The organism is Candidatus Pelagibacter sp. PS_34 (genome assembly GCF_059417845.1).
The window spans coordinates 314,155-330,998 of sequence record NZ_CM182068.1 but is presented as its reverse complement, the minus strand read 5'-3'; the positions used below and the strand labels follow the sequence as shown (position 1 = coordinate 330,998).

Genomic DNA, 16,844 nt, shown 5'->3' with positions numbered 1-16,844 from the left:
TTAAATTCCTTTATAACCAAATTCTAAGCAAGCATCAGTAATTGAATGATAAAAAGATTCTCCAAAACTTCTTAATGTGAATATTCTAACTTTATCTGGATTGTCATCTAGCATATCAATTGTAACTGACATTCCGTTATAAATTGAATTTAAACAAGTATTTTTTTTCAATTCATTAAAATTAAAAGGACATCCTTTTTTTAATATCTCTTTTGTATTTTTTCCCTCTATTTGAATTATCGCTCTGCTATGAGATATATTTGTTATGGCGAAATCTGTTTCTGGTAATTTTTCATTAATTTCTTTTAAAATTTCTTTCTTTGAAGAAACTAAAAGCCAGTTATTTGGTCCATTCCATAAAATTCTTGTATTGGTGTTACAGCTTATATTTTGAGTTTCATTTTTTAAGTTCAAATCATCTAACTTAATATTTTCAATAGTTATTGCTGAACTATTATACTTAACAATTTGAATGATTAGATAGTCGCTTAATTCGCTTATTTTTAACAGCTCTTTATCATTTTTTCCTTCATGATCACCAAATAAACCTTTGATATGAATATTCTTTAAAGCAGAAATTGAACTCATGATCTTACTCTTTCACCTTTTGGATCAACATAATGGGATGAAACAATCTCAACTGGTATTGTTTTATTTTTTAAAGGTGACATTGCAAATAGTTTTTGTCCTATCATATTTTTTCCATCCTTAAGAATTGCTAGTGAAAATGGATTATCGTATTCAACACTCCAACAAGATGCAGAAATATATCCTAATTTAGGGTTTGGTGTTGGAGCCATTGCGTCTTTAACTAAATGAGACCCTTCTGGGATACTTGTTTTCTTATCAATTGGAACAACCCCTACTACTTTTTGTCTATCTTCAGCTATAAATGCTTCTCTTTCTAATGAACGCTTTCCTATAAAATCTTTCTTTTTACTAACAAGTCCTTCTAAAGAGTTATCATAAGGAATGGTTCTGCCATCAAGTTCTGATCCCGCAATGTGACCCATTTCAATTCTTAGAGTTGATAATGCTTCAGTGCCGTAAGGTTGAATTTTAAATTCTTGTCCTACTTCCATTATCTTCTCCCACATAAAGTTTCCATTGTCAGATTCGACATTAACCTCATAAGCAAGCTCTCCTGAAAATGAGATTCTAAAAATTCGTGCGTGAACTCCAAATAAATCAGCTTCTAAATATCCCATAAAAGGTAACCCTTCATTTGAAGCATCAATATTTGGAAATAATTTTTGTAATAAGTCTCTAGATTTTGGCCCAGCAATTGCAGCTCCTGCCCATTGCTCTGTAGTTGAAACCACATTTACATTTAGTTCTGGCCATACAAGTTGTAGATAATATTCAAGATGAGATAAAACATTTGCTGCTTGTGCTGTTGTTGTTGTCATATGATAATGGTTTTCAGAAATTCTCGTTGTTGTTCCATCATCCATAACAATTCCATCTTCTCTTAACATTACACCATACCTTGCTTTACCAACTGGCAGTTTTAACCAAGCATTAGTGTAAACTCTATTTAGTAGCTCTGCTGCATCAGGTCCTTTAATGTCAATTTTACCTAAAGTAGTTACATCGCAAACACCTACATTTGTTCTAACATTTTTAGCTTCTCTTTTTGAACCTTCAAATAAAGTTTCTTCTCCAATTTTATAATATCTTGGTCTCAACCAAACACCTGCATCTACAAACACGGCATTATTTTTTTCATGCCAAGTGTGCATTGGTGATTTTCTTGTTGGTTTTGAATGTTTGCCGACTTCTCTTCCAACAATTGCACCAATAGTAACTGGTGTATACGGAGGTCTAAAAGTTGTATGACCTACTTCTGGCACTATTTTATTTTCAATGTTTGAAACTAATTGCAAACCGTTGAGATTACTTGTTTTTCCTTGGTCTGTGGCCATTCCTAGTGTCGTGTATCTTTTTACATGTTCTATGGATCGATACCCTTCTTTTAGTGCAATTTCTACATCTGAAACAGCTACATCGTTTTGAAAATCTAAAAATCTTTTATATGTTTTTCCTTTAGGCAAAGGCACACACCAAAATTTATCATGGGTGGTAGATTTTTTTTCCATAACTGTTGGTGATGATGTTTTGTTATCATTATTAGTAATTTTTTTTGAAAGTTCATATCCAGTTTCAAATGAACTTTTTAAAGTTTCTTCTAATGTAAAAGTTCCATTAGCAGCACCTAAAGTTGTTTCATTTTGTTTTGATAATCCAGGTACAAATGCATCTATATCCTTATTAAAAGTAGTTTTATTTCCTGATTGAGAAGCTAAATGTATTGTTGGTGTCCAAAAACCTGAAACGCAAATGCAATCACAATTGATATTTTCTAAAGTTCCTAGTTCATTTTTATCATCTGAAATTTTTGCAACTTCAGCTGATTTAACTTTTTTATACCCTTTAGCAGCAACTACCACGTAAGAAAATTTAATTTCAATATCTAGTTTTTTTGCTTCATCTATAATTTCTGACTTTGGTTCTTTTCTTGTATCTAAAATAATTGGATCAACACCATTTTTTTTAAACTCTATAGCCGTTTCATATCCGCTATCATTATTGGTAAATATTAAAGGTTTTTTACCAACTAACACTCCATAAACTTTTAAATATTCTTTTGCTGCAGAAGACAGCATCACACCTGGTGTATCATTATTTCCAAATACTAAAGGTCTTTCAATTGATCCTGATGAAATTAAAACTTCTTTTGCTCTAATATACCAAAGTCTTTGTTTTGGATTATATTTTTTAGTTTTAGGTAAGTGATCACTTAATTTTTCTGACATCACTAACATATTGTGATCATAGTAACCAAATACTTGAGATCTATTTTTAACAATAACATTAGGCATTTCTTTAAGTTCAGAAATAATATTTTCAGCCCATTCTTTTCCTGTTTGATTTCCAATATTAACCTCGCTAGTTAATAAAGTTCCACCAAATCTAGGCTTGTCTTCTGCTAAAATTACTCTTGCTCCATTTTTAGCAGCAGCATATGCACTTGCTAAACCAGAGGGTCCTGAACCTGCAATTAACAAATCACAATACTCATATTTATGTTCGTATCTTTCCTTGTCATGTTCAATTGATGCAACCCCAAGTCCTGCTGCTTTTCTTATAAATGGCTCATAAACTTTGTACCAAAAACTTTTTGGCCACATAAACGTTTTGTAATAAAATCCTGCTGGAAGAAATATTTTTAACAAATTGTTGATAGCACCAATATCAAAATTAACACTTGGCCAACAATTAACACTTGTTGCTTCCAAACCTTCAAAGAGCTCTTGTTCTGTAGCTTTTACATTCGGTTCAGTTTCATTATTTCTGTATAATTGAACAATTGCATATGGCTCATCTACACCTGCACCAAAAAAACCTCTGGGTCTATGATATTTAAAGCTTCTTCCTATTAAATGAACTCCATTAGCAAGTAATGCTGATGCTAACGTGTCTCCCTCATAACCAAAGTAGGTTACACCATTAAATTTAAATGAGATTTTTTTATCTCTATTTATTAGTCCAATATTATCTAATCTATAATTTTGTGTCATATTAAATATCTTCGCTAGCTTTAACGGTTTTAAATATTTCGTGAGTTGCAGTGTCTCTTTCTACTTTAATCCACTGTCTGCATCCTGATATATGTTGCCATAGCTCTTTGTGTTTTCCTCTTAAACTTTTTCTATTATAGACAAAATTATCCCAATCTTGATCTGAAACTTCTTTATTAAGCTCTGGTCTTTTAACGGTTGCATCACCACCATATGAAAATTCATTTTGAGATCTCATCCCACAGTGAGGACATTTAATATGAAGCATTTATGAAATCCACGTTTTAGTTCCAAGTCCTTTTTCATCTAATAAGTGACCTGTGTGAAATCTATTTAAACTATATCCAGCATTTAATTTGTGAACTCTATCTTGTGCAATTGTATGTGCAAATGTCCATCCTGATGCTGGTGTTGCTTTAAATCCACCATAACACCATCCACAATTTAAATATAATCCTTCAATATGAGTTTTATCTATTATAGGTGAACCATCCATAGACATATCCATTATCCCACCCCAAGTTCTAAGCATTTTTAGTTTGCTAAGAAAAGGCATCATCGCAATTCCTTCAGTTAAAACATGTTGAAGGGTTGGAAGGTTTCCTCTTTGCGCATAGCTATTATAGCCATCCAAATCTCCTCCCATTACCATCTCACCTTTATCCGACTGACTAATATAAAAGTGTCCTGCACCAAAAGTTACAACTTTATCTAAAACAGGTTTAACTGGTTCTGAAACACAAGCTTGTAGAAGATGTGTTTCAATTGGTACTGTCATATTTAATTTCTCTGCTAAAACATTTGTACTACCTGCAACACACAGTCCAATTTTTTTAACTTTAATATCTCCTCGTGAAGTTCTAACTCCCTGAATTTTTCCACCTACTACATCAAAACCTGTTACTTCACAATTTTGAATAATATCTACACCCATTGAATCTGCTTGACGTGCATAACCCCATGCAACAGCATCATGCCTTGCCGTTCCAGCGCTTGGTTGCATCAGTCCGCCAAATATAGGAAACCTTACATTGTCTGAAAAGTCAGCCATTGGAATAATTTCTTTTACCTCTTCTCTATTTAATAAAACTGCATCGATACCATTTAATCGCATTGAGTTTCCTCTTCTTGCGAAAACATTCATCTGGGCATCTGAGTGAGCAAGGTTAATAATTCCTCTTGGAGAAAACATTACATTGTAATTTAAATCCTGACTCATTTTTCTCCACAAATCCATTCCAAACTCACTGAACAATGCATTATCGTCATGCATGTAGTTTGATCTAATGATTGTGGTATTTCTTCCAACATTTCCGCCCCCGATCCAACCTTTTTCAATGATAGCAACGTTTGTAATATTGTGCTCTTTAGCTAAATAATAAGCAGTTGCTAGGCCGTGACCACCTCCACCAATTATAACCACATCATATTCTTTTTTAGGAGTTGGATCTTTCCAGGCCAAATCCCAATTTTGATGACCAGAGAAGGCATTTTTGATCAAATTAAATATAGAATATTTTTGCATAAAATAATTTTATACAAAGGAATATAAATAGTTCTTATTTTTTTTATATATATTTTTTAGAAGTTTCCAAAAATTTAAAATAAGATATCAATTGGGCATTAAAAATTAATTTTATAGGAGTTTAAAATGAGCGAAGTTAAGTCAGACATTCAAATAGCTAGAGAAGCTAAAATGCAACCTATAAATGATATTTTAGCCAAGATAAATGTGCCCGATGAAAGCTCAGCTTTTAGTCCAATGGGAAGACACATTGCAAAGATTAATTTAGAATATTTAGACACTTTAAAAGATAAACCAAATGGAAAACTTGTATTAGTGACGGCAATCACTCCTACACCAGCTGGTGAAGGAAAAACCACAACTTCAGTTGGTTTAAATGATGGATTAAACAAAATTGGAAAAAAATCCATTGTTTGTTTAAGAGAACCAAGCCTTGGTCCCTCTTTTGGAATGAAAGGTGGAGCAGCAGGTGGTGGTTATGCTCAAGTAGTTCCAATGGAACAAATTAATTTACATTTTACTGGAGATTTTCATGCAATAACATCAGCTCATAATTTGTTGTCAGCCTTAATTGATAATCATATCTATTGGGGAAATAAATTAGATATCGATGTTAGAAGAATTGTTTGGAAAAGAGTAATGGATATGAACGATCGTTCTTTAAGATCCATAAATATAAATTTAGGTGGAGTTGCAAATGGTTTTCCAAGAGAAGATGGTTTTGATATAACTGTTGCATCTGAAATCATGGCAATCTTTTGTTTATCAAATGATTTAGAAGATTTAGAAAAGAGAATAGGAAATATTACAATTGCTTATACTAGAGATAAAAAACCTGTTTATGCTAAAGATTTAAAAGCACAAGGTCCAATGACAGTATTATTAAAAGATGCAATTCGACCTAACGTTACTCAAACTTTAGAAAATAATCCTGCAATTATTCATGGTGGCCCTTTTGCTAACATTGCTCATGGCTGTAATTCTGTAATTGCAACAAAGACTGGACTAAAACTTGCTGACTATGTTGTGACAGAAGCAGGATTTGGTGCAGACCTTGGTGCAGAAAAATTCCTTGATATTAAATGTAGAAAATCAGATTTAAAACCTAGTTGTGTTGTAATTGTTGCAACTATTAGAGCATTAAAAATGCATGGTGGTGTAGCAAAAGATGATCTTAAAACAGAAAATGTAGAAGCCTTAAAAAAAGGTCTAGTTAACCTTCAAAGACATGTAGAAAATGTAAAAAAATTTGGTTTACCAGTTGCAGTAGCTGTTAATCATTTTATTAAAGATACAGAGAATGAAGTAAAAGCTTTGATAGAATTTTGTGACACTATTGGAGTTAAAGCAAGTCTTTGTACTCATTGGGCAAATGGTGGCGAAGGTACAAAAGAACTTGCAAGTCATGTTGCTGAATTATGTGAGAAAAATGAGGATAAATTTAAATTCTTATATGAAAGTAAAACTCCTCTATTTAAAAAAATAGAGACAATTGCAAAAGAAATTTATAGAGCGGATGAAGTTATTGCTGATACTAAAATTAGAGATCAATTAAAAAGCTTTGAAGATGCTGGATATGGTGACTTTCCAATTTGTATTGCAAAAACCCAATACAGCTTCTCAACAGATCCAAGCTTAAAAGGCGCACCCACAGGTCATGCTTTGCCAATTAGAGAGATTAAACTTTCTTCAGGAGCAGAGTTTATTGTTGTGATATGTGGAGCTGTTATGACTATGCCTGGACTACCAAGAATTCCAGCAGCAGACTCAATTAAGCTAAATAAAGATGGCGAAATTGAAGGTCTATTTTAGAAACTAGTTACGCAGATAATTAAGCCAATTTCTAACTTCACATGTTCTATTGTTAAAATCTAATTGTTCGTTTTGAGATTTTATATATGAGATATGACTTTCATACTCTTCTTCATTTAAAAAATTTTTATTTACAAATAGTCGCTCTTTACGACCAGCAATAAGTTTGAGCATTTGAAAATATTCATAATCAGGATGATATTGTAAGCCAATAATTTCCGAATTTCCCACATTAAAGGTAACACCCATTACATTGTTAACTTTATCACTTGATAGAAGAATAGCATTTTCCGGTAATTCACTTACTTCATCAAAATTAAATGCTGGTGATGTAAAAATTTTTTTCTTATCTTTGTAAATAAAATGCTTCTCACCTTCATTATTAATAATTACATCTGATGCAATTCCAATGTGAGCACCATTTTTACCAGGGTTTACCTTGCCTCCAGCTGCTGTAGAACAAACTTGTAATCCCCAACAAATAGCTAAAATCTTCTTTTTTTGAGTAAAACAATTTGATGCAAAATTAATATGTTTCTTAATCACATCTGTCATATCATTTATTCGCATTGCACCGCCCGTAAAGACAATACCATTATATTTACTCATATCTTTTAGAGCATTTGTTGTCTCATCATCATTACCAGGGTTTATAATTTCTGTATTTGTTGATGGTTCTATTTTTAAGATTAAATTTTTTAAATTATCTGCTGCAGAAGCTCCAGCTGCTTTAATAAAAAACTCACTATCTTCTCTAATATTTCCTTCAACAATTAAAATATTTAAATCACTCATTTAAACAATTCACCCGTCATACTGTTCTGGTACATTATCCTCATATCATCCTCAGTTAATTTTTTTGGATTTCCTCCAGTAGATGGGTCTGCTAAAGCCATTTTTGATAATCTATCAATATCAAAATCTTTTTCATCAATCACTTCTGATAATTTATGAGGCATATCAAGTTTTTTTCTTAAATCTAAAACCCAGTTAACAAAACCATCAAAAGATCTATCTTTAAGTTCCAAATAATCACAAATTTTAATTATCTTCTCTTCGATAATATCTTTATTAAATGTTAAAACATAAGGCATGAATATTGCATTCGATAAACCATGGTGAACATTATTTAATGCATTAACAGGATGACTTAGAGAGTGAATTGCTCCTAGTCCTTTTTGAAATGCAGTTGAGCCCATACTAGCTGCTGTTAACATATTCATTCGTGCTTCAATATTCGATCCGTTGTTAACAGCTTCTAATAGCCACTTATCAATTAATCTCATTCCTTCTAAAGCAATTCCATCTGCCATTGGATGATAACCTGGCGCACAATAAGCTTCTAAATTATGAGCTAATGCATCCATTCCAGTTGCTGCAGTCATTTTTGATGGTAACCCAACTGTTAAAACTGGATCTAGAATAACTATTGAAGGTAAAAATTTTGGATGAAAAATAATATTTTTTACACCTGTTTCTTCATTTAAAATTACAGATGCTCGTCCTGTTTCAGAACCCGTACCTGCAGTTGTGGGTACTGCAATAATTGGTGCAATTTTATCTGAATTTGCTTTGGTCCAATTATCTCCAACATCTTCAAAATCCCAGATAGGTAGAGTTTGACCTGACATAAAAGCAACTGCTTTACCAACATCTAAACCACTACCACCTCCAAACGCAATAACACCATCACAATTGTTTTTTTTATAATAATCAGCACCTTCATTAACATTCGTGCCAGTTGGGTTACCAACAACATTTGAATATAATGCAGCAATAATTCCACCCTCTTTTAAAATCGATAAAGTGTTTTTAACAATAACTGATTGAGCTAATCCATTATCAGTAACAAGCAGTGGCTTTTTAATGTTTAAATTTTTACATGCTGAAGCAACATCATTAATTCTATTTTCACCTACCCACATTGTAGTAGGATAATTCCAGTTGTATTTTTGCATATTATGTTTTAGTGTTTTATAAAGTTGGTTGATGTATATCACTTTCTAAAATAATTTTAACCGAAATATTTATGCAAAAAACTATTACACCTATTGATAATACCCTTTATATCGAAAGAAATTATGATGGAGCTAAAATAGAAGAAACTATTAATGGCTCAATGAAAGCTCAAAAAATGTGGGCCGATCTAGATATTAAAGAAAGAGTAAAACTATTAACAAGTTTTGTTGAAGATTTTTTATCAAGAAGCGATCTGATTTGTGAAGAACTAAGTAGACAAATTGGTAGACCTATTTCTCAAGCGGCTGGTGAATTAAAGGGCTTTAAAGAAAGAGCCGATTACATGCTATCTATTGCAGAAAAGAAATTATCAAATATTGATGTAGCAAAAGATGATAATTTTAAAAGTTATATAAAAAGAAAAGCTCTTGGTGTAGTTTTTGTAATAGCGCCATGGAACTATCCATACCTCGTTGCAGTAAACTCTATAATACCAGCTATGGCAGCAGGTAATTCTGTTATATTAAAACATTCTGCTCAAACCCCTTTATGTTCTGAGCAACTTTACCAATCAGCTAAAAAAATTCTGCCTAAGGATATTTTTAATTATTTACATTTAAACCATGAAGATAGTTTAAAAATTGTTTCTGATAAGCGAATTAATTTTGTCTCATTCACTGGATCAGTAAAAGCAGGTTACGATGTTCAAAGAGCAACTCAGAATAAATTTATTGATATGACTTTAGAATTAGGTGGTAAAGATCCAGCTTATGCCAGATATGATTGTGACTTAGAAAAAACAGTTGAAAATTTGGTTGATGGATCTTTTTTTAACTCAGGTCAATCATGTTGTGGAATAGAAAGAATTTATGTTGATGAAAAAATTTATAATAATTTTTTAGAATTGTTTGTTTCAAAAACTTATAATTACAAACTTGGAAATCCATTAGAAAAAGAAACCAACTTAGGTCCTGTGGTTAAACTATCAGCTGCTGATTTTATTTTACAACAAATAAACTCTGCAATTGATAAAGGTGCAAAAAAAATGATTGATGAAAGTAAATTTAACTTTTCAAAAGAACATAAAAATTATTTAATTCCTCAGGTTTTAACAAACGTGAACCATGATATGGCTTTTATGACTGAAGAAACTTTTGGACCCTGTGTTGGGATTATGAAGGTTAAAGATGATAATGAAGCAATTAAATTAATGAATGATAGTCCTTATGGATTAACAGCTTCAGTTTGGACAAAAGATCTTGATGTTGCTCAAAAAATTGGCAATCAAATTAATACAGGCACGTTTTATATGAATAGATGTGATTATCTAGATCCTGCATTATCATGGACTGGTGTTAATGAAACCGGAAAAGGTTGTTCGCTATCTGAGGTAGCTTATGAAAAATTAACTTCACCAAAAAGCTTTCACTTAAGAAAAGAACAATAAAATGAAATTAAATTTTAAAGGTAAAACTGCTGTAATCACTGGTGCAAGTGGTGGTATGGGTTTAGAGATATCAAAAAAACTATCTCAAAACAATATTTCAGTTTTAATGTTAGATTTAAAAAGTCCTAGTAAAGAATTTTTAGATAATAATAAAAAATGTGAATTTAAAAAAGTTGATGTAACTAATTTTAATAAATTGAAAGTATATATCGATAATTTTTATAAAAAACACAAAAGATTGGACTACCTAGTTAATACAACTGGTGTTCTTTGGTTTGATAAAGATGTATCAGCGGTAAATATAGATTTTAATGTATGGGATAAAGTTTTTGAAATAAATTTAAAATCTATGATGTATCTTTCAAAAATTATTGTACCTAAAATGATTAAAAATAAATTTGGTTCAATGGTGCATATATCTTCCATTGATGCATTATCTGGTGATGACAAACCTCAAGACGCTTATGGTGCTTCAAAAGCAGCAATGATTAGACTTTCAAAGTCCTTTGCCATTCAATTTGCATCTAACAAAATTAGATCAAATATAATCTTACCTGGGCCAATAGATACGGGTATGCAGATTAGATGGAAAAAAAATCCTAATACAAAGAAAAATTTAGAAAAATTTATTCCTTTAAATAAAGTAGGTAAACCCGAAGATATTTCAAATGCTTCTTTATTCTTATTAAGTGATCAAGCAGATTATATTACTGGAACTGAATTGATTGTTGATGGGGGTCTTACGGCTAATCCGTAGTTATTAACTTTAGGCGCCTCTTTCTTGAGGCGCCTAAAAAATATTTATTATCTATAAGGGTATCCAGCTTTTTCCATTGTGTTTGCATATAACTTAAATGCATCCACAACTTTTTTAGCTCTTGGACTAATACTTGAAGTCTCATCCCAGAATGCTTTAGAGTCGTTTACGACTTTAGCCCATTCATTATCAGGAAGACTTGTTAGTTCCATTTTTTTCCCATTAACACGAAGATCAGCTTCTCCACCCCAATACCAAACTTGTCTATAATAATGAGAGTCATTAATAGACATTCTGTAAAGTGCTTGAAGTTTTGGACTTAATTTGTCCCAAGCTTTTTGATTAGCAAAGTAAGATCCAAACCATGCTCCTGTAACAGAGTTAGTTAATGCATACTTGCAGATATCAGCCCAACCCACTTCATATGCCTCAGTAAACCCGCACCAAGCAACACCATCTAGTTCTCCGGTTTGCATAGCAACTTCCACATCATCCCAAGGAACCGTAACTGGTATTAGACCGTATTGCGCCAAGAATTTTCCAGCAGTAGGAACACCAAAAACTCTTAGGCCCTTCATATCTGCTAAAGAAGTAACTTTTTTGTTTACAGTGAAAAGATGACATGGATCCCAAGCACTTGTGCTCAACCATTTAACACCTTCAACCTCACTATAAGCTTCATCCCAAATTTCATTTAAACCATAATATTTAAATAAAGCTGGAACGTCTAAGCTGTATCTAGTTGCAAATGGAAAATATCCACCAAACACTGAGATATCAACTGGTGATCCCATTGTAGCATCATCACTTTGTACGGCATCTAGAGTTCCTGCTTGCATGGCTCTGAATAGTTCATCGGTAGGAACTAATTGATCCGCATAATACAGTTCAATTTCCATTTCACCATAAGCAGCTTTATTAAATGCTTCAATTTGTGGTTTGATAACATGTGCACCAAGCGGAGCTCCAGAATATGTTTGAAGCCTCCATTTAATTGGGTTTGATGCAGAATAAGCGTAAGGTGCTTTAACAACACTTGCTCCTGCTACACCAAAAGTTAACAAGCCAGCTTTCTTAATAAACGATCGCCTCTTACTTGTTATTATTTTTTTTTCTTTTTTCATTAACTCTCCCTATTAGTTAAAAAGTATTTTTAAACCCTATTATAAAAAAAATTATGATTAAACCAAAAAATGAAATTTTTTATTCCACTAAATGATAATTTTTTCAACTTTAAAACCTAAAGTTGTATTATTATTTTTTATAGGTACTTATTTGGAAGATAAGTTGCAATTTGAGGAAAAACCATAACCAAAATCAATGCTAAGAGCATCACTAAGAGAAACGGTGTAATAGATTTATAAATATCAGATAAAGTTATTTCTTTTGGTGCCATTGCTCTCATAAGAAATAAATTATAACCAAACGGAGGGGTCATATATGCAATCTGACATGTAATTGTGTAAAGAACGCCGTACCAGATTGGATCGAATCCCAATGAGATAATTAGAGGTACATAAAGTGGCGCCACTATAACTAACATCGCCGTATCATCTAAAAACATTCCCATAAATATATAGGAAAGTTGCATCATAATTAAAACTCCCCAAGGAGTTAAATGCCATCTTTCTATAAATAAAGTTTCAATTGCACGCGCAGCACCAAGACCATCAAATACCGCTCCAAAACATAGTGCAGCTAATATTATCCACATAAACATGCAAGAAACACCAAGAGTTTTTCTAAGTGTTGTATCAAGAACTTTTCGAGTAAATCTTTTTTTGTAAATGGATGCTAAAGTTGCAAGTAAAGCACCTACAGCAGAACACTCAACTAAACTTGCTATACCCATTAAGAATAATCCAGTCATGGACATAAATATTACAAATGGAATTATTCCAGCTGTTAAAAGTTTTAGTTTTTCTTTAAGTGGAATATTTCTTTCTTTTTCACTTAATACAGGACCTAATTCAGGTTGAAGACGACATCTTACATAAATATAAATTATAAATAAGGTAGCCATTAAAAGGCCTGGTAAAAGTCCTGCAAGCCAAAGTTTACTTACTGGTTGACGTGCGATCATACCATAAAGAACCATCACAACACTTGGAGGTATTAAAATTCCTAACGAACTTCCTGCTTGAACGACACCAGTAATCATTCTTTTATCATAATTACGTTTTAACATTTCAGGGAGAGCAATAGTTGCCCCTATAGCCATACCAGCAACACTTAATCCATTCATAGCTGAAATTCCAACCATCATGAACATTGTACCAATTGCTAAGCCTCCTTTTATTCCACCAAAAAATACATGGAACATTTTATATAAATCGCTAGCAATACCTGACTCTGAAATCATAAAACCCATGTAAATAAAAAGTGGAAGCGTAAGCATTGGATACCACTTAAAAAGTTTCCATGTAGCCGTATATGGCATTTCAATAGCTCCATTTCCCCAAACTAATAATGCTGAAATAACAGCCACAAATCCAATTGCACCAAACACTCTTTGACCAGTAAACATCATTGCCAACATCGTTATGAACATGAACAATGCAATAAATTCATAACTTAGATATTGAGCGAGCATTATATTTTAATACCTTTAATTTTTGCGATATCTTTAATTAACATTGAAAAAGCTTGTAATAACATCAAGAGTATACCCAGTAACATCAAAGATTTTATGGGCCAAAGATAAGGCGCCCAAGCAGTAAAAAGTTTTTGTTTGTATTCCAATGTATATTGTAAACTTGAAATAGAGCCATAAAGAAGAACTACCAAGAAAAAAATCAAGAAAATACTTGTAAAAACATCCATTTTAGCTTTACCTTTTGCAGATAGTTTCCCATAGAATAAATCCATTCTAACATGATCATCAGTAATCATCGAGTAACCACCCCCAAGTAAATAATACGCTGTAAGAGTAAATTGAGCCATCTCTATAATCCACATTAAAGGATAGTTAATAATGTTTCTCGTAACGAAAGATAATATTAAAAGAAACATCATAAAAAAAACACCGTACATTACAAATCTGCCAACTTTGACACAAATGTTGTCTATTATATTTACATAAATTGAAAATATTTTTGGCATAAATTTCTAATTTTTATTTTTTTTAATTTCTTCTTCACAAAATTTTTTAGCTTCCGCAAGATCAGTAATTTTAGATTTAGATAGTTTTTGGCTTCCAGCTAAACAGGCATCTACTGCTCTTTTAAGATTATGGTCGCTAAAATTTAAAATAACCACCATTCCAAGTATTATAAAAACAAATATTAATATATTTTTTACCATTGAATTTCTAATTTCTTATTATCGCATATAGTATTTAACATACTAAACATTAATGGAAAATGTTTAGAATTAAGATCTTGTAAAATTTTAGGACCAATTTCCAATGCAAGTTGTGCACCTTCAACTGTAATATTTTTCATAAATTTTTCTTTAGCTTCTTTATAAAGGTATCCTTCGCCTAAATATTTTCCCATCAAGCTATTTCTTCCTCCTATTGCACTAACATACAAATCACCTAAACCAGCTAGGCCATAAACAGTTTCAGGTCTTCCTCCATAGAAAGAAACAAACTCAACCATTTCAGATATTGATCTATGAATTAATGAGGCTGATGTATTTAAATAATATTTAGATTGAATTTCTTTAGGTGCTTTTGAATTACTTAACCCTTCTGAGGCTCCAATTAACATAGAATAAATATTTTTAATTGCACCTGATAATTCAATGCCAGTTAAGTCATCTGATACTTCTGTTGAATAGTAATCTGTTGATATAATTTTTTTTAATTTTTCAGTTTCTTTGATATCTGGGTTTGCAATAACTGTGCCTGTCCTCATTTTATATGCAAGACCTGCTGCCAAACAGGGTCCTTTAATCGCTGAAATATTTACTTGTGTATGACCTTCATCTTTGAGAAGTTTTTTAATTTTATCTGAAAGTGTTATTAATTCATTACCCTCAATAGCCAGGCCTTTGGTTAATAAAATAATGGGAAGATTTTTTTTGTAGCTCTTTGTAATTTGCTTAACAAACCATTCAATTCCTACCGAGCTAACTCCAGCAACCATGATGTCTACTCCCTCTTCAAGTATTGATTGTAATTTTTCAAATTTTTCTACCTTCAATTTTGATGGTAATTCAATATTTAAAGCTGGATGAAGATTGTTATTAGATTTAATATTATTTATTAAATCATCTTCTAAATGCGTACCAACGAGTGTTACCTCATTTTGGTTTTCAAGACATGGTACAGCAAAAGCTGATCCCATTGCTCCAGCACCAATAATAATAATTTTTTTCATAATTTAGTATTTTTTTATATTAATTTTTAGCATTTTGTTGGTAAAGTACAGTTATAAATTTATAGAGAGAGATGATATTATGACAAAAGTAGCTATTATTGGTGCTGGCCCTTGTGGTTTGTCCGCTTTAAGATCCTTTGAACAAGCAGAAAAAAATGGTGAAAAAATACCTGAAATAGTTTGTTTTGATAAGCAAGAAGATTGGGGAGGATTATGGAATTACAGTTGGAGAACTGGATCTGATCAATACGGTGACCCTGTACCTAATAGTATGTATCGATATCTTTGGTCAAACGGCCCTAAAGAATGTTTAGAATTTGCTGACTACTCATTTGATGAACACTTTGGAAAACCAATTCCTTCTTTTCCACCTAGAGCAGTTTTATATGATTATATTTTAGGTAGAGTTAAAAAGGGAAATATAAAATCTAAAATAAAATTTAACACCTCTGTTACTAATGTTTCTTATGTAAACAGTAACTTTGAGGTTACTTATCGAGATAAAAAAAATGACAAAATTTCGAAAGATATTTTTGATTACGTAATTGTATCTACTGGTCATTTTTCGGTTCCATTCATCCCAGAATATCCTGGAATGAAATCATTTCCTGGAAGAATAATGCATTCTCATGATTTTAGAGATGCAGAAGAATTTCGAGGCAAGAATGTTGTTGTTTTAGGAAGTAGTTATTCTGCTGAAGATGTTGCTCTTCAGTGTCATAAGTATGGGGCAAAAAGTGTTACTATTGGTTATAGACACAATCCAATGGGATTTAAATGGCCCAAAGGTATGAAAGAAGTTTTTCATCTAGATAGACTTGAGGGGAATAAGGCAATATTTAAAGATGGCCACGTGCAAGAAGCAGATGCTGTAATTTTATGTACTGGATATCTTCATCATTTCCCTTTTATATCTGAAGATCTTAAATTAAAAACTGGCAATAGATTGTATCCTCCGATGCTATACAAAGGTGTAGTTTGGCAAAATAATCACAAATTAATGTATTTAGGTATGCAAGATCAATTTCATACTTTTAATATGTTTGATTGTCAGGCTTGGTTTGCAAGGGATGTTATAATGGGAAAAATTAAAGTTCCAAATGACTCTGAAATTGAAAAAGATATTAATAAATGGGTATCAATGGAAGAAAAATTGGAAAATCCTGAACAAATGATAGATTTTCAAACTGAGTACACCAAAGAACTTCATGATTTATCTGATTATCCTAAAATTAATTTTGAATTAATTAGAAAAACTTTTAAAGAATGGGAACATCATAAAGTGGAAAATATAATGACTTATAGAAATAAATCATTTGCTTCACCAGTGACAGGCTCTGTTGGACCAATTCACCATACACCATGGGAAGAAGCTATGGACGACTCTTTAAAAACATTTTTAAATAAATAAAAGATTTATTATCTAGTTTAAGAGAAT

General features: G+C 31.8%; 15 protein-coding genes. 4 read left to right on the top strand and 11 right to left on the bottom strand.

Translation table 11 applies throughout. From position 1 onward, the window contains the following. Genes AC5SL3_RS01695 through AC5SL3_RS01680 form a run of 4 tightly spaced genes read right to left on the bottom strand, consistent with a single transcriptional unit; the run spans window position 1 to window position 5,106 of the window. Window positions 1–588: a sarcosine oxidase subunit gamma family protein gene (locus AC5SL3_RS01695; protein ID WP_494578441.1), complete on the bottom strand. Its 588-nt coding sequence runs from the start codon at window positions 586–588 to the stop codon at window positions 1–3. After that, a complete protein-coding gene (locus tag AC5SL3_RS01690) occupies window positions 585–3,581 on the bottom strand; it encodes a sarcosine oxidase subunit alpha family protein (protein WP_271564507.1) in 2,997 nt (998 codons plus the stop codon). The genes AC5SL3_RS01695 and AC5SL3_RS01690 overlap by 4 nt, the downstream gene beginning before the upstream one ends. 1 nt (window position 3,582) lies before the next feature. Further along, a complete protein-coding gene (locus tag AC5SL3_RS01685) occupies window positions 3,583–3,849 on the bottom strand; it encodes a sarcosine oxidase subunit delta (RefSeq protein WP_006997999.1) in 267 nt (88 codons plus the stop codon). After that, complete coding sequence (locus tag AC5SL3_RS01680; RefSeq protein WP_027307073.1) at window positions 3,850–5,106, bottom strand: sarcosine oxidase subunit beta family protein; 1,257 nt, start codon at window positions 5,104–5,106, stop codon at window positions 3,850–3,852. A gap of 126 nt (window positions 5,107–5,232) precedes the next feature. Here AC5SL3_RS01680 and AC5SL3_RS01675 point away from each other — a divergent pair, with 126 nt between their 5' ends. Further along, window positions 5,233–6,918 (top strand): formate--tetrahydrofolate ligase, encoded by a 1,686-nt coding sequence (locus AC5SL3_RS01675; protein ID WP_494578439.1) that lies wholly within the window; start codon window positions 5,233–5,235, stop codon window positions 6,916–6,918. Window positions 6,919–6,921: 3 nt separating this feature from the next. Here AC5SL3_RS01675 and AC5SL3_RS01670 read toward each other — a convergent pair whose 3' ends face one another. Continuing rightward, window positions 6,922–7,713: a type 1 glutamine amidotransferase gene (locus AC5SL3_RS01670; RefSeq protein WP_494578437.1), complete on the bottom strand. Its 792-nt coding sequence runs from the start codon at window positions 7,711–7,713 to the stop codon at window positions 6,922–6,924. Beyond that, window positions 7,710–8,876 carry an iron-containing alcohol dehydrogenase gene (locus AC5SL3_RS01665; protein WP_494578435.1) on the bottom strand — a complete coding sequence of 389 codons (1,167 nt, stop codon included), beginning with the start codon at window positions 8,874–8,876 and terminating at the stop codon, window positions 7,710–7,712. Before AC5SL3_RS01665 ends, AC5SL3_RS01670 begins: the two co-directional genes overlap by 4 nt. A 71-nt stretch (window positions 8,877–8,947) precedes the next feature. Here AC5SL3_RS01665 and AC5SL3_RS01660 point away from each other — a divergent pair, with 71 nt between their 5' ends. Together AC5SL3_RS01660 and AC5SL3_RS01655 are read left to right on the top strand one after the other, a co-directional pair. After that, a complete protein-coding gene (locus AC5SL3_RS01660; RefSeq protein WP_027307076.1) occupies window positions 8,948–10,324 on the top strand; it encodes an aldehyde dehydrogenase family protein in 1,377 nt (458 codons plus the stop codon). Window position 10,325: 1 nt separating this feature from the next. After that, complete coding sequence (locus tag AC5SL3_RS01655; RefSeq protein WP_494578433.1) at window positions 10,326–11,081, top strand: SDR family NAD(P)-dependent oxidoreductase; 756 nt, start codon at window positions 10,326–10,328, stop codon at window positions 11,079–11,081. A 47-nt stretch (window positions 11,082–11,128) separates the two neighbouring features. Here AC5SL3_RS01655 and AC5SL3_RS01650 read toward each other — a convergent pair whose 3' ends face one another. The 5 genes from AC5SL3_RS01650 to AC5SL3_RS01630 all read right to left on the bottom strand — a co-directional run bounded on the left by AC5SL3_RS01650 (window position 11,129) and on the right by AC5SL3_RS01630 (window position 15,406). Further along, on the bottom strand, window positions 11,129–12,205 hold the full coding sequence (locus AC5SL3_RS01650; RefSeq protein ID WP_011282284.1) for a type 2 periplasmic-binding domain-containing protein: 1,077 nt from the start codon (window positions 12,203–12,205) through the stop codon (window positions 11,129–11,131). A 137-nt stretch (window positions 12,206–12,342) separates the two neighbouring features. Then, window positions 12,343–13,674, bottom strand: coding sequence for a TRAP transporter large permease (locus tag AC5SL3_RS01645; protein WP_011282285.1), 1,332 nt, complete (start codon window positions 13,672–13,674; stop codon window positions 12,343–12,345). After that, entirely contained in the window at window positions 13,674–14,183 is a 510-nt protein-coding gene (locus tag AC5SL3_RS01640; protein WP_011282286.1) for a TRAP transporter small permease subunit, read from the bottom strand. Before AC5SL3_RS01640 ends, AC5SL3_RS01645 begins: the two co-directional genes overlap by 1 nt. Window positions 14,184–14,189: 6 nt before the next feature. After that, complete coding sequence (locus tag AC5SL3_RS01635; RefSeq protein WP_011282287.1) at window positions 14,190–14,384, bottom strand: hypothetical protein; 195 nt, start codon at window positions 14,382–14,384, stop codon at window positions 14,190–14,192. Then, the gene (locus tag AC5SL3_RS01630; RefSeq protein WP_006997993.1) at window positions 14,378–15,406 is read right to left on the bottom strand and encodes a glycerol-3-phosphate dehydrogenase; all 1,029 of its coding nucleotides are present in this window, start codon (window positions 15,404–15,406) and stop codon (window positions 14,378–14,380) included. Before AC5SL3_RS01630 ends, AC5SL3_RS01635 begins: the two co-directional genes overlap by 7 nt. Before the next feature lie 79 nt (window positions 15,407–15,485). Here AC5SL3_RS01630 and AC5SL3_RS01625 point away from each other — a divergent pair, with 79 nt between their 5' ends. Beyond that, on the top strand, window positions 15,486–16,817 hold the full coding sequence (locus AC5SL3_RS01625; protein WP_011282288.1) for a trimethylamine monooxygenase: 1,332 nt from the start codon (window positions 15,486–15,488) through the stop codon (window positions 16,815–16,817). The last annotated feature ends 27 nt before the right edge of the window (window positions 16,818–16,844 follow it).